The following is a 13,083-nucleotide window of genomic DNA, read 5'->3' on the forward strand; positions in this document are numbered from 1 at the left end:
CGTTTCCGGGGGAGACTGAACGCTACTTCAGGCCTGCAAATTGTGGATTCACCAGCATAAAACCACCGTCGACAATCAGCGATTGCCCGGTCGTATACGTGGCATATTCCGAGCACAGCCAGGCTACCAGGCTTGCGATCTCTTCAGTTTTGCCAGGACGAGTCAGCGGGATAGTAGGCATTGAACCCGGTTTTGCATCGTCATCGCTCATGTCATTCATGGGTGTGGCGATGGCGCCAGGCGCCACCGAATTCACCAGGATGTTATGTTTTACCAGTTCAAGCGCCATCGATTTTGTCAGGCCGCCAAGCGCATGTTTTGCCGAGGTATAGGCGCTGGCGTCGGGTAAAGGAGAATGCTCATGTACGGAAGTGATGTTAATAATGCGTCCCCCCTCTCCCTGCTCGACCATTTTTCTCGCAGCGATCTGTGAACACAGAAATGCGCCTTCCACATCGACGGTAAAAATGGCGCGCCAGTCTTCAAGTTTGACATCAAGAAACGGATCTTTGGTCATCATACCGGCATTGTTGACCAGCACATCAATGCGACCAAAATGGGTAATCAGCGTTTCCAGCGCCTGAGCACCCTCCGGCAATGCGCTGAGATCCAGCTGTACTGCCTTCGCTTTGCGGCCCAACGCCTCAACTTCTTTTACCGTCTCCAGTGCACCTTTCTCGTCCGAGTGCCAGGTTACGCCAATGTCGTATCCATCCTTTGCAAGAAATAACGCGCACATTTTACCGATGCCGGAATCCGACGCGGTGACTACTGCAACTTTATTTGCCGTCATACCTACCTCCGTTATGTTCAGAAGATAAGTATAGAAAACCACGGGCAAGTCCAGGACTCAGGACGAAAAATGATAGCCACCGCCGAGGGCTGAGGTCAGCTGAATCGACGCATCCAGCCATTGTCCCTGTAATTTCAGACCATTAATTTGCTCCTGGAGCGCGGGAATTCGGGCCTGATTCACGCGGGAGCCGGCGATAAGACCGGCTTTCATCCGGGCTTCTGCCAGCGCCACAATACGCGATGCATCTTGCTGGACCTGCTTCTGGCGGGCACTCTTCTCCATCAATGTTTCAACCTGGGTCGCATCGTGCGCCACCTGATTGACAGCATCAACGACCGCCTTGTTGTACCTGGCAATGGAGAGTCCGCTTTGCGCGCTGGCAATATCGAGGTTGGCATTAAGGCGGCCGCTGTCGAAGATTGGCAGCGTCAGACCCGCCGTAACGCCCATCTGCTGTGCAGAATGACGGAACAGATCGCTTAAGTGCAGCGCATCCTGCTGTAAGAAGGCCATCAGGTTGACGTCCGGATAAAACGCCGCTTTGGCAGCATCAACCTCTTTTAGTGACGCTTCGATATACCAGTGAGCGGCCTGGAGATCCGGTCGACGCGCCAGCAATTCATAGCCGAGGGTGGCAGGCATCTTCGCCTGAACCTCAGGCAGCGGCACGTTATGCAGCGCAAGCGATGAGGACTGCTCATCCGTCAGCGCCATCAGCCGGGCTTCAATCATTTTCATCTCACCCGCGACGTCAGCCAGTTTCTGCTGCGTTTTGCTGGCGTTAATGTCGGTTTCAGCACCTTCAACCGATGAGGTAATGCCTTGTTGATAGAGTGCGCGATCGACAGCAACAATAGCCTCCTGCTGCTGCTCGATGGTCGTGAGTACTGTTTTAATGGCGGCTTCCGTTTGCCACTCCCAGTAAAGACGGGCCACGCTGCTGGCGAGGAGCTGTTGCGCCTGCTGTAGCTCAGCATTGCGTGCGCGCACCCGGCCGATTCGCCCTTCTACTTGCGCGCGGTTTTTACCCCATAAGTCCAGATCCCAGCCCGCAGTTAAGCCGAAAGTCCCATTGGTATACCACGGCCCGGTGGTTCCGGCTGCCGGGTCGGTAAGGGCAAAAGGCCCCATCAGACCTTCGGCTGACATTTTTTGCCGCTCAACGTCAGATGAAAAGTTCACCGCCGGGCCGTCGGCGGCGGCGGCCATTTTAGCCTGCGCCTCCGCCAGGGCAATGCGCTGGCGGGCCACGCTCAGATCGGGGGCATGCTTAAGCGCACGGGCAATCAGCGCGCTTAGCTGCGGATCGTGATAGTGCTGCCACCACTGGCTTTGCGGCCATCCGTTTTGCAGGGCCGCGGGTAATGTTGTGCTCACCGAAGCCGCGGGTGCCTGCGGTTTAAGCGATGGGTTAACGTCATGGGAAGGCGCGCAGCCCGTCAGAGAGAAAACCAGCGGCAACGCTGACATGGCAGTCAAAGTCAGAAGACGGTTCATAGTTATTTTTGCGAGGTAAAAGAGAGGGGCGAGATTACGTGACGTGCGACAGTTTTGTTTAGTAACGCGTGGCAATACACACCCTGTAATAACAGGAAACAGCCGGAAAATTATTCATCAGACAAATGATTCATAACGAAATTAATGAATAAAAACAGGCTTCAGGGAGGAAAATTTCAGGGTGCTTTCCTATACTCGTTGTGAATACAACAAAGAGGGAATGCGCGATGAAAATTTTACTATGGGCTGTTTTGATTATTTTTTTGATTGGGTTGTTGGTAGTAACCGGGGTGTTTAAGATGATTTTCTGATGATTATCGCCCTCCCTCGCGAGGGCGATAGTTTTTCAGGATCCGCCGTCAATCACCCGTGCAATGGATGCTGAATCCTGAAAAGTACGGATGGCGGTGAACAGCTCCAGCGCCTCGTCATATTCTTTACGTAAATACCCCAACCACTGTTTAATGCGTGCCACATGGTACAAACCGGTATCGTCCTGCTTTTCAAGACGCGAATATTTGCGTAATAACTCTACTACGTCAGGCCACGGCATACGCGGCTCATTGTACTTAATCACCCGACTCAGATTTGGAATGTTCAGTGCACCACGCCCTATCATGACGGCATCGCAGCCGGTAGTTTGCATACAGGCCTGCGCACTTTGCCAGTCCCAGATTTCGCCATTAGCAATCACCGGAATAGTCAGTCGTCGACGAATTTCGCCAATCGCCTGCCAGTTTATGCGCTCTGCTTTATATCCGTCTTCTTTTGTCCGCCCGTGCACCGCAAGCTCGGTCGCGCCGGCCTGCTGAACGGCATCGGCAATTTCAAACTGGCGCGCGCCGCTGTCCCAGCCAAGCCTTACTTTTACCGTCACCGGTAAATGGGCAGGCACGGCTTCACGCATTGCTTTAGCGCCCTGATAAATAAGCTCCGGATCTTTTAATAATGTGGCCCCGCCACCGCTGCCGTTGACCGCCTTTGACGGACAGCCGCAGTTCAGATCAACGCCGTACGACCCCAGCTCAACGGCGCGGGCCGCATTTTCTGCCAGCCATTGAGGATACTGCCCCAGTAGCTGAATACGCACTAAGGTGCCTGAAGCCGTGCGGCTCTGATGATGTAACTCGGGGCAAAGTTTATAGAACGATTTCACCGGCAATAGCTGATCGACAACCCGCAAAAATTCGGTGATGCATAAGTCGTAATCATTAACCTCAGTCAGCAGCCCTCGCACCAGCGAATCGAGCACACCTTCCATCGGTGCGAGCAGTACACGCATATCTTTACCCGTCAAAAAAGAGGCGCTATGTTAGCCTCTCCGCGCCATAGTTAAAAGCGCCAGCCGCGTTCACGCTGCAATAAGTGCATTTGCCTAATGTTCCCTCTCTCTATCTCAGGTATGCTTCGAATTCATGGTGTGATCGGTAGCACACTTTTGAGTTTAATTGTATGATGAATGCGTTTTCGTAAGGATTGAGACCATGAGCAAAACACTGAATATCATCTGGCAATACCTGCGCGCATTTGTCCTGATTTACGCCTGTTTATATGCCGGGATCTACCTCGCCTCGCTGCTGCCAATCACCATTCCCGGCAGCATTATCGGTATGTTGATCCTGTTTGTTTTACTGGCCCTGCAAATTCTACCCGCCAAATGGGTCAATCCGGGCTGCTATGTGCTTATTCGCTATATGGCACTGCTGTTCGTGCCTATCGGCGTTGGCGTAATGCAATATGTTGACGTGCTGCGCGCCCAGTTTGGCCCGGTTTTCGTCTCGTGTGCAATCAGTACCCTGGTGGTGTTTCTGGTAGTGAGCTGGAGTTCACATCTGATCCATGGCGAACGTAAAGTCGTCGGCCAGGAGGAGGCTAAAAAATGATGACCTATATCTGGTGGTCGCTACCGTTGACGCTGGCGGTCTTTTTTGCGGCCCGTAAACTCGCTGCCCGCTTCAAAATGCCGCTGCTCAACCCCTTACTGGTCGCCATGGTAGTCATTATTCCATTTCTGCTGTTAACCGGTATTCCCTACGATCACTATTTCAGCGGCAGCAAAATCCTGAACGATTTGTTGCAGCCGGCGGTGGTAGCGCTGGCATATCCGCTGTATGAACAACTGCATCAAATCCGCGCTCGCTGGAAATCCATTATTACGATCTGTTTTGTGGGTAGCGTAGTGGCGATGGTCACCGGCACCAGCGTCGCACTATTAATGGGCGCGACACCGGAAATAGCCGCATCGGTGCTGCCAAAATCGGTAACCACGCCGATTGCAATGGCGGTTGGCGGCAGTATCGGCGGCATCCCTGCGATTAGCGCCGTGTGCGTTATTTTCGTCGGTATTCTCGGCGCGGTATTCGGTCATACCTTACTGAATATCATGGGGATCCGCACTAAAGCCGCCCGGGGGCTGGCGATGGGAACCGCCTCGCACGCTCTGGGTACGGCGCGCTGCGCCGAGCTCGATTATCAGGAAGGCGCGTTTAGCTCCCTGGCTCTGGTGATTTGCGGGATCATGACATCATTGATTGCGCCCTTTTTGTTCCCGCTCATTCTGGCGGTTATGGGCTAAAATTTGCGATACATCGCGCAAATTTCATTTTCATTGCATAAGTTGCACAGATAATGAGATGTAGATCACGTTACAAATCGGGTGACGCCCCGTAAACTACGATCCCATTACATTGTTATGAGGCAATTCCATGCATCCACGTTTTCAATCTGCTTTACCGCAGCTTCCGGGTAAGATGCAATCGGCGCTGGCACCTCTACTGGAAGATGCGCATTTTCCCGCCATGCTGAGCGCCGGGCAGGTCTCGTCATTGCTAAATGTGACGGGAATGGACGAAGACGAGCTGGCCTTCGCGCTCCTGCCCCTCGCGGCTGCCTGTGCGCGTGCCGATCTGTCGAATTTTAACGTCGGCGCGATTTCCCGCGGCGTTAGCGGCACCTGGTACTTTGGCGCCAATATGGAATTTCACGGCGCGACAATGCAACAAACCGTGCATGCTGAACAAAGCGCCATTACTCACGCCTGGCTGCGCGGCGAGAAATCGTTGAAGGCCATTACGGTAAATTACACGCCGTGCGGCCACTGCCGTCAGTTTATGAATGAGCTGAATAGCGGACTCGACATTGCTATTCATCTGCCGGGTCGGGCAGTGCATACGCTGGGTCACTATTTGCCTGATGCCTTTGGTCCTAAAGATCTGGAGATCAAAACCCTGCTGATGGACGAAGAGGATCACGGTTTTCGCCCCGAAGGTGATGCCCTGACGCAGGCCGCGGTTCGCGCTGCCAACCGCAGTCATGCACCGTACAGCAATGCGCCGTCCGGGGTGGCTCTTGAATGCCGGGATGGCCGCGTATTTGCCGGAAGCTATGCTGAAAACGCGGCGTTTAACCCTTCTCTGCCACCGCTGCAAGGCGCACTTAACCTGCTTAGTCTGAACGGCTATGAGTATGCAGATATCCAGCGGGCCATCCTTGCTGAAAGCGCCGATGCTGCGCTCATTCAGTGGGATGCCACGCGCGCCACGCTAAACGCGCTGGGCTGTCAGAACGTTGAACGCGTAATCCTTGCCTGACGCATAATGCGGGCCTGCGGGTCCGCATTGATGAAAATCCCCTCAGTTGAGCGTCTGTTTCTTGCGCTTGCCGCACGGGTAAAGTAGCCTGAATAAAATTTTCGCCATCGCCGGGTCCGGGTCCATGTTAAAGCGCTTGTTATACAGTCTGTTAGTCCTGATTGGCTTACTGCTGTTAACCGTGCTGGGTCTGGATCGGTGGATGAGCTGGAAAACCTCCCCTTATATATATGACGAGTTGCAGGATCTGCCCTGGCGACAGGTTGGCGTGGTCCTCGGCACCGCAAAATATTACCGCACTGGCGTTATCAATCAGTATTACCGCTACCGTATTCAGGGGGCGCTTAACGCTTACAACAGTGGGAAAGTGAATTATTTACTGCTCAGCGGCGATAACGCGCTCCAAAGCTATAATGAACCCGTCACCATGCGTAAAGACCTGATTGCAGCCGGTGTCGATCCGGCGGATATCGTGCTCGATTACGCTGGTTTTCGCACGCTGGACTCGATTGTCCGCACCCGAAAAGTGTTTGATACCAACGATTTCATCATCATTACCCAGCGTTTTCACTGCGAGCGGGCGCTGTTCATTGCCCTGCATATGGGGATCCAGGCGCAGTGTTACGCCGTGCCTTCACCAAAAGATATGTGGAATGTTCGCGTACGTGAGTTTGGCGCCCGTTTCAGCGCGCTGGCCGATCTCTATCTCTTTAAGCGAGAGCCTCGTTTCTTAGGCCCGCTGATCCCGATCCCTTCCCGTCATGACATCCCGGAAGACACGCAGGATTATCCGGCGGTAACACCAGAACAACTGCTTGAACTACAGCCGAAGACAAGAACGTCGTCATGAATAATAAAAACGCCCGACAATCTGCCGGGCGTTTGAGGTGTCTTATTTTTTACGCGCGTATTTCAGGGAATCCAGCGCCACGGCAAAGATAATAATGCCGCCTTTGATGATGTACTGCCAGTACGGGTTAACGCCGATATAGGTCAAACCATAGTTAATGACGGTGAAGATGATCACACCGGTAACCACGCCGAAGACCGTTCCCACCCCGCCGCTGAACGACACGCCACCCACTACGCAGGCCGCGATAGCATCCAGTTCATACATAAAGCCGAGGTTATTGGTAGCCGAACCGATACGCCCGGCCTCCAGCAAACCGCCAAATGCGTAGAACACGCCGGAAAGCGCATAAATCATTAGCAGGTTCAGCGCCACGTTAACACCGGACACTTTCGCCGCTTCCGGGTTGCCGCCAATCGCAAAAATGTTTTTACCAAAGCGGGTTTTGTTCCACAGGATCCAGACAAAGGCTACGGCAATCAGCGCATAGAAGGTAATGTAAGAGAGGCGGAAACTGCCCAGCGCCACAAACCCCTGGGTGAAGGTTGAGAAGCCACTGTCAAAACCGGAAATCGGTGATGCGCCGACAAAATCGTAATACAGGGAGTTGATACCGTAAACGATGATCATCGTGCCGAGAGTGGTAATAAACGGCGTTACGTTCAGATAAGCGATGATAATACCGTTGACCAGACCGATAACCGCGCCAATCGCACAAACAATCAGGATCACCACGAAAATCGGCATGGTCGCCATTTCCGGGAAGACTTTGTTGGCATTTTCCATCGATTGTAACAACGTTGCAGCGACTACCGCAGCCAGACCGACCTGACGACCTGCGGAGAGGTCTGTACCCTGGGTAACAATCAGTCCTGCCACGCCCAGCGCGATAATAATACGCACGGATGACTGCGTCAGAATATTACTCAGGTTCAGCAGACTTAAGAACGTCGGATCCTGGAAAATAATAATGGCCAATAAGACTAAAAGAACGACGTAAATACCGCCCTCTTTCAGGTACGTGAGAAAGCTTTTTTTATTTAACGCACTCATGAGGAGCCCCTGATCTTAAAGGTGCAAAGACGCAAGACGGAGAATTTCGTTTTGCGTTGTGGTTTTAGTGTCAACAATTCCGGAAACAAGACCATTGCTCATTACCAGGATACGGTCAGTGATCCCCAGCAGTTCAGGCATTTCAGAGGAGATAATAATGATCCCTTTGCCTTTTTTAGCCAGTTCCGCAATCAACTGATAGATTTCGAACTTCGCCCCCACGTCGATGCCACGAGTAGGTTCATCAAGCATCAGGATTTCCGGCTGTGTTAATAGCCAGCGACCAATGACCACTTTTTGCTGGTTGCCGCCAGAAAGCGAGCCAATCTGCGTCCGGTGTCCCGGTGTTTTAACGCGCATGGCGTCGATAACCCACTGGGTATCACTTTTCATGCGTGAGTTATCCAGCAGCCCGACCTTATTTTTGTAATTTTGAATATTCGAAATAAGTGAGTTAAACCCAATATCCAGATAAGCATAAATACCGGTTGAACGTCTTTCTTCGGTCACCAGGGCAAAACCGTGATTAATAGCCTCGTTAGCACTGTGGTTATTAATCTTTTTACCGTGCAGGTTGATTGTGCCGGCTGATTTTTCACGGATACCAAAAAGCGTTTCCACAATATCAGTACGCTTCGCCCCGACCAGACCGGCAATCCCGAGAATTTCGCCTTTATGTAAATCAAAAGAGACATCGCGGATAGAAGGCTGACGCAGGGAAGTCAGATTGCGAACTTCAAGAATAACCTCTCCGGGTATATTCTCACGGTTCGGAAAGCGCTGGTTGAGCGAACGTCCAACCATCATGGCGATGATCTTGTCCATATCCAGCCCTTCCAGAGGCTGAGTGGCAATCCACTGACCATCGCGCAGAATAGTAATTTCATCACACAACTGGAATATCTCTTCCATTTTATGGGAGATATAAACGATACCGCAGCCGCGATCTTTCAATTTACGAATGATAGTAAAAAGATGCCCAACTTCTTTTTCCGTTAATGACGATGTTGGCTCGTCCATAATGACGATTTTGGCATCATAGGAGAAGGCTTTGGCGATCTCAATCATTTGCATTTGCGACACGGACAGGGTGCCGACGCGCGCCCGTGGATCGATATTAATATCCAGCTCGTCAAAAATCGCTTTCGTATCGCGGTACATTTTGTCCTGATCGACAAACATACCTTTGGTGGGATAACGTCCCAGCCACATATTATCCATAACCGAGCGTTGTAATACCAGGTTCAGCTCCTGGTGTACCATCGAGATGCCGTTCTCCAGCGCCTCTTTTGCCGAATGGAAGTCGATCTCTTTGCCCTGAAAAATAATACTCCCGGAATCTTTTTGATAGATCCCGAAAAGGCATTTTAATAATGTTGATTTACCCGCACCGTTCTCTCCCATTAATGCATGAATAGAGTGAGGACGAACTTTTAAATTAACATTATCGAGTGCCTTAACGCCGGGAAAGGACTTGTTGATATTGCTCATTTCCAACAAGAATTCGCCTGACGACTCTGTGTTATTGCTGACCATAGCTATACCTGGCTGCGATAGTGTTATTCCCGCTGTCTGCCGTGGCGCGCACAACACGCCCCCCGACTACGTCAGGATATGTCTTTGTCATAGGTAATCGGGCGCACCAGCGCGCGCCCAAAGTTAAAAAAACTTATTTATTGCTGAACTGGGACAGGTTGTCTTTATCCACGCCGACATACGGAATGCGGACGATTTTATTTTCAATTTTCCAGTTAGTGCCATCTGCCGCAGGTTTACCGGCCGCCAGATTTTTCGCTAAATCGAAAGTGGCTTTAGCCTGGTTGTTAGCATCGTTCAGTACCGTACCGGCCAGTGCACCGGATTTCACCAGCGCCAGCGCTTCTGGCAGAGCATCGACGCCGAATACCGGAACGCTGCTCTTATTGTGTGCTTTGAGAGCTTCTACGGCACCCATTGCCATGGCGTCGTTGTTAGCAATCACCACTTCGATTTTGTTAGCGTTAGGACCGGACAGCCAGGCATCCATTTTGTCTTTCGCCTGAGCGGTATCCCACATGGCAGTATCCAACGCCAGCTGCTGAGTCTTAATGCCCTTGTCGTTCAGCTCTTTAATAACGTAGGTAGTACGCGCTTCAGCATCCGGATGACCCGGTTCACCTTTCAGCAGAACGAACTGAATTTGACCGTCTTTGTTCAGATCCCAACCCTGGTTTGCTGCCCAGTGTTTGGCGATCAAATCACCCTGAATAATGCCGGATTCTTTAGAATCGGTGCCGACATAAAACGCTTTGTCATAGCTGTCCAGCGCTTTACGGGAAGGTTCTTTGTTGAAGAAAACGATAGGGACATTTTGTCCGCGCGCTTTCTCAATAACGGTGCCTGCTGCTGCCGGGTCAACAAGGTTGATGGCCAGCGCTTTCACGCCTTTGGCCAGCAATACGTCAATCTGGTCGTTTTGCTTAGACTGGTCATTCTGCGAGTCATTCATCAGCAGTTGAACATCCGGGGTTTCTTTAGCATCGCGCTCAATGGCTTTACGCACAACAGACATAAAGTTGTCGTCATACTTATAAATCGTCACGCCAATACGGGTATCGGCAGCGTGAGCAGCCGCACCAAATAACATGCTTGCCATCACAGCAGACAGGGTAAGCACCTTCTTATTCATGGTATCTCCGGTTTTTGTTATGCAGGGTAGTACGGGTGAATAATGGTGGCAGGCAGCGCCTTAAGGAGGATTACTGCATGCCGAATTCACTTTTAATGTTCTGCCTTCCGTTTTCGGTAATGCTCCAGTAATGCGCTTTATTATGTGTTACAGGTCCGTTCGCTATGGCTCGTGTTGTAAAACACCGTTACATAGTGTTTCAGTCTTGCAAACGATGTCATCATAGCTATCGTGTTGTTAAGATACTGTGAATTTACTCACAAATTGAAAACGGTTACATCACGGAAAACTATAAGTTAGTGATCGGCCCCACAGTTTGTCGATGGGCGACAGAATGGCGTCTGACGAGGGTGGGCATAAAGCAGTGAGACGCATTGCGATCCAGCTTACCTGCGGCCCCAAGTAGTGCCAGCTCGGTAGCCAGTTTGGCCATAGAGGCGATGGGATAGCGCACCGTCGTCAATTGTGGATCGGTATAGCGCGCCAGTGGAATATCATCGAAAGCAATGAGTGACAGATTCTGCGGAACAACAATGCCATTATCTTTCAACGCCGTCAGCGCACCTGCGGCCATACTGTCATTATAAGCAAATACCGCCGTCAGCCCGGAGTTACGTCCAAGCAGTTCCACCATAGCAGCCTCACCGCCCTGCAAATCGGGTGATCCAACGCCGACCCAGCTCTCTGGCGGAACAATGTCCTGCTCAGCCAGCGCCCGTAGCCACCCGGCTTTGCGCATATCATCATCTTCAATGCTGTGGCTGGAGCCAAGATAGCCGATACGTTGATGCCCATGATTAATTAGCATTTTCGTCGCCATATGCGCACCGCTGATATTATCAAGGCATACACAACGGTGGGCGAAGCCGGGAACAATGCGGTTAATGAGCACCATGCCGGGAATATGCTGCATGAAGTCGCTAAGTTCATCGTCGCTCAGTGCTTTAGAGTGAACAATAAGCGCGCTACAGCGCTGACGAATCAGCACTTCAATGGCGTTACGCTCTTTTTCCGCTTCATGATAACTATTCCCGATCAGCAAATACTTCTGATTTTGCTGAGCCACCATGTCCACGGCTTTCACCAGCGCACCGAAAAAGGCATCCGATACATCCATGACAACCACGCCAATGGTATCGCTGGCCTGGGTTGCCAGCGCCTGCGCGTTCGCATTAGGACGGTATCCAAGCTCTGAGACGGCACGCATAACGGTGTCGCGGGTCTCAGGGCTGACCAGCGCGCTATTATTCAGGACTCTTGAAACGGTCGCGACGGAAACCCCCGCCTGACGGGCGACATCACGAATGGTGATCATTTATCACCACCCGGTTGTAAATTGCAGCGACTCACGGCCACCCCCTGTGATTAGCAAGGGCTTATTCTGGCAGCGATAAGACGATGACTACGTGAGAGAGGTCACACAGATGAAAGCGGTTACATTCATTTTGTTAATGATTGTGATCCAGATCGTTATCTGGATGTACCGGAAAATGATACCCCTGAAGCACGTATGGTTAATTGCCGCCACAGCCATTCCACCGGTCCCTGACGGTAATAACGCAGCCAGACAGCGGAGAAGAGGATATTCACCAGCCAAATAGCCGGCACAAAAGCCAGCAGCTGCCAGCGGGTGAATTTCATAAACAGATCGAAATGCCAGAACAAGGTGGTGCAGAGAAGCGTTTGCAGCAGATAGTTACTCAGCGCCATGCGCCCTACCCGGCTGATGGCAGCTGTCAGCCGAAAGCGGCATAGCTGTGGCCAGAAGCCATACGCCAGCGCTGCATAGCCGATAGCCTGAAACGGAGCACTCACTTCACGCGGAGCCTGTAACAGGAAGGCACACCAGCGATAATTCCAGCCGGTATACCACTGAATAACGATGCCGGGTACGTTAACAATGACGCCGATACTTATCAGTATTATGCCGGTACGACGGTAGTGCGAGAGACTAAACTGCCCTTTCAGCCAGCCGCTGCGCATTAATGCGGCGCCGATAAGCATCATCCCGGCCAGCTGCCAGCCATACTGTGCACCCAGCGCCAGTAAATTATTCGACAGCATATCCAGACGGTTACTGATGGCCTCAGACCCGCCCTGAATGCGCCAGTAGTGCTCATATTGCAAATTAGCCATATCCGGCACCCACGACCGTGGATTGCCCTCTCCGGCGATGACGCCCAGCAGGAGCAAAACGCCAATACCCATTACATAGAGTGCAACACCGGTATTAAAAAGCGCCTTGTTGTTTGACGCATCGCGGATCATCCGCCAGCATACCAGGCCAATCAGCGCATAGGCCAGCAGGATGTCGCCTTCCCAAAAAAATAGCACGTGCAGGAAACCCAGCAGCGCCAGTAGCGTTAATCGCGACTGGATCCAGCGTTTACCGCGCGCCAGCAGCAGTTGCAGCCCGGCACCAAAGAGCAGGGCAAACAGCGTAAGAAATTTAACCTGGGCGAGCAGATCGAGTATTGCCCAGGTCCAGGCATCGCTGCGGGTGATTTCGCCATACCACGCAGGATTAAGATAGGCCGCCTTCGGCAAACCGAACGCGGTAATATTCAGCAGCAAAATACCGAGAATCGCCACGCCACGCACAAAATCCAGCGTAATATTTCGTTCCATG

General features: G+C 51.9%; 13 protein-coding genes. 5 read left to right on the top strand and 8 right to left on the bottom strand.

The window, feature by feature from the left end; genetic code table 11:
• Positions 1 to 22: 22 nt before the first annotated feature.
• Together AC791_RS15085 and mdtQ are read right to left on the bottom strand one after the other, a co-directional pair.
• On the bottom strand, positions 23 to 793 hold the full coding sequence (locus AC791_RS15085) for an SDR family oxidoreductase (RefSeq protein ID WP_049841228.1): 771 nt from the start codon (positions 791 to 793) through the stop codon (positions 23 to 25).
• Between the two features lie 57 nt (positions 794 to 850).
• Positions 851 to 2,293 carry a multidrug resistance outer membrane protein MdtQ gene (mdtQ, locus tag AC791_RS15090; RefSeq protein WP_049841229.1) on the bottom strand — a complete coding sequence of 481 codons (1,443 nt, stop codon included), beginning with the start codon at positions 2,291 to 2,293 and terminating at the stop codon, positions 851 to 853.
• A gap of 227 nt (positions 2,294 to 2,520) precedes the next feature.
• Between mdtQ and yohP the strand changes: the two genes are divergently transcribed.
• Positions 2,521 to 2,604 carry a small membrane protein YohP gene (gene yohP, locus AC791_RS19925; protein WP_071785213.1) on the top strand — a complete coding sequence of 28 codons (84 nt, stop codon included), beginning with the start codon at positions 2,521 to 2,523 and terminating at the stop codon, positions 2,602 to 2,604.
• Positions 2,605 to 2,639: 35 nt separating this feature from the next.
• Here the strand turns inward: yohP and dusC are convergent, their stop codons facing one another.
• Positions 2,640 to 3,575 carry a tRNA dihydrouridine(16) synthase DusC gene (gene dusC / locus AC791_RS15095; RefSeq protein ID WP_049841230.1) on the bottom strand — a complete coding sequence of 312 codons (936 nt, stop codon included), beginning with the start codon at positions 3,573 to 3,575 and terminating at the stop codon, positions 2,640 to 2,642.
• 202 nt (positions 3,576 to 3,777) lie between these two features.
• On the opposite strand from dusC, the gene AC791_RS15100 reads away from it, so the two are divergent.
• From AC791_RS15100 to sanA, 4 genes are all read left to right on the top strand, one after another.
• Positions 3,778 to 4,176 (top strand): CidA/LrgA family protein, encoded by a 399-nt coding sequence (locus AC791_RS15100; protein WP_049841231.1) that lies wholly within the window; start codon positions 3,778 to 3,780, stop codon positions 4,174 to 4,176.
• Positions 4,173 to 4,868 carry a CidB/LrgB family autolysis modulator gene (locus tag AC791_RS15105; protein ID WP_049841232.1) on the top strand — a complete coding sequence of 232 codons (696 nt, stop codon included), beginning with the start codon at positions 4,173 to 4,175 and terminating at the stop codon, positions 4,866 to 4,868. Before AC791_RS15100 ends, AC791_RS15105 begins: the two co-directional genes overlap by 4 nt.
• Before the next feature lie 130 nt (positions 4,869 to 4,998).
• Complete coding sequence (gene cdd / locus AC791_RS15110) at positions 4,999 to 5,883, top strand: cytidine deaminase (protein WP_049841233.1); 885 nt, start codon at positions 4,999 to 5,001, stop codon at positions 5,881 to 5,883.
• Positions 5,884 to 6,007: 124 nt separating this feature from the next.
• Positions 6,008 to 6,733, top strand: a complete 726-nt coding sequence (sanA, locus tag AC791_RS15115) for an outer membrane permeability protein SanA (protein ID WP_049841234.1) — start codon at positions 6,008 to 6,010, stop codon at positions 6,731 to 6,733.
• Between the two features lie 42 nt (positions 6,734 to 6,775).
• Here sanA and mglC read toward each other — a convergent pair whose 3' ends face one another.
• The 5 genes from mglC to yeiB form a co-directional block, all read right to left on the bottom strand.
• Positions 6,776 to 7,786: a galactose/methyl galactoside ABC transporter permease MglC gene (gene mglC / locus AC791_RS15120; RefSeq protein ID WP_049841235.1), complete on the bottom strand. Its 1,011-nt coding sequence runs from the start codon at positions 7,784 to 7,786 to the stop codon at positions 6,776 to 6,778.
• Positions 7,787 to 7,801: 15 nt separating this feature from the next.
• On the bottom strand, positions 7,802 to 9,322 hold the full coding sequence (gene mglA, locus AC791_RS15125) for a galactose/methyl galactoside ABC transporter ATP-binding protein MglA (RefSeq protein WP_049841236.1): 1,521 nt from the start codon (positions 9,320 to 9,322) through the stop codon (positions 7,802 to 7,804).
• Positions 9,323 to 9,455: 133 nt separating this feature from the next.
• Complete coding sequence (gene mglB / locus AC791_RS15130; RefSeq protein ID WP_049841237.1) at positions 9,456 to 10,454, bottom strand: galactose/glucose ABC transporter substrate-binding protein MglB; 999 nt, start codon at positions 10,452 to 10,454, stop codon at positions 9,456 to 9,458.
• Between the two features lie 289 nt (positions 10,455 to 10,743).
• Positions 10,744 to 11,769 carry an HTH-type transcriptional regulator GalS gene (galS, locus tag AC791_RS15135; protein WP_049841238.1) on the bottom strand — a complete coding sequence of 342 codons (1,026 nt, stop codon included), beginning with the start codon at positions 11,767 to 11,769 and terminating at the stop codon, positions 10,744 to 10,746.
• Between the two features lie 155 nt (positions 11,770 to 11,924).
• Positions 11,925 to 13,082, bottom strand: a complete 1,158-nt coding sequence (gene yeiB / locus AC791_RS15140) for a DUF418 domain-containing protein YeiB (protein ID WP_049841239.1) — start codon at positions 13,080 to 13,082, stop codon at positions 11,925 to 11,927.
• Position 13,083: the final 1 nt, after the last annotated feature.

It is taken from the genome of Klebsiella sp. RIT-PI-d (assembly GCF_001187865.1).
GTDB lineage: Bacteria > Pseudomonadota > Gammaproteobacteria > Enterobacterales > Enterobacteriaceae > Superficieibacter.

What these genes read in the sequence shown, in the direction of transcription:
- AC791_RS15085 (WP_049841228.1), bottom strand. Translation starts at nt 793, where the DNA reads ATGACGGCAAATAAAGTTGCAGTAGTCACCGCGTCGGATTCCGGCATC.
- mdtQ (WP_049841229.1), bottom strand. Translation starts at nt 2,293, where the DNA reads ATGAACCGTCTTCTGACTTTGACTGCCATGTCAGCGTTGCCGCTGGTT.
- yohP (WP_071785213.1), top strand. Translation starts at nt 2,521, where the DNA reads ATGAAAATTTTACTATGGGCTGTTTTGATTATTTTTTTGATTGGGTTG.
- dusC (WP_049841230.1), bottom strand. Translation starts at nt 3,575, where the DNA reads ATGCGTGTACTGCTCGCACCGATGGAAGGTGTGCTCGATTCGCTGGTG.
- AC791_RS15100 (WP_049841231.1), top strand. Translation starts at nt 3,778, where the DNA reads ATGAGCAAAACACTGAATATCATCTGGCAATACCTGCGCGCATTTGTC.
- AC791_RS15105 (WP_049841232.1), top strand. Translation starts at nt 4,173, where the DNA reads ATGATGACCTATATCTGGTGGTCGCTACCGTTGACGCTGGCGGTCTTT.
- cdd (WP_049841233.1), top strand. Translation starts at nt 4,999, where the DNA reads ATGCATCCACGTTTTCAATCTGCTTTACCGCAGCTTCCGGGTAAGATG.
- sanA (WP_049841234.1), top strand. Translation starts at nt 6,008, where the DNA reads ATGTTAAAGCGCTTGTTATACAGTCTGTTAGTCCTGATTGGCTTACTG.
- mglC (WP_049841235.1), bottom strand. Translation starts at nt 7,786, where the DNA reads ATGAGTGCGTTAAATAAAAAAAGCTTTCTCACGTACCTGAAAGAGGGC.
- mglA (WP_049841236.1), bottom strand. Translation starts at nt 9,322, where the DNA reads ATGGTCAGCAATAACACAGAGTCGTCAGGCGAATTCTTGTTGGAAATG.
- mglB (WP_049841237.1), bottom strand. Translation starts at nt 10,454, where the DNA reads ATGAATAAGAAGGTGCTTACCCTGTCTGCTGTGATGGCAAGCATGTTA.
- galS (WP_049841238.1), bottom strand. Translation starts at nt 11,769, where the DNA reads ATGATCACCATTCGTGATGTCGCCCGTCAGGCGGGGGTTTCCGTCGCG.
- yeiB (WP_049841239.1), bottom strand. Translation starts at nt 13,082, where the DNA reads ATGGAACGAAATATTACGCTGGATTTTGTGCGTGGCGTGGCGATTCTC.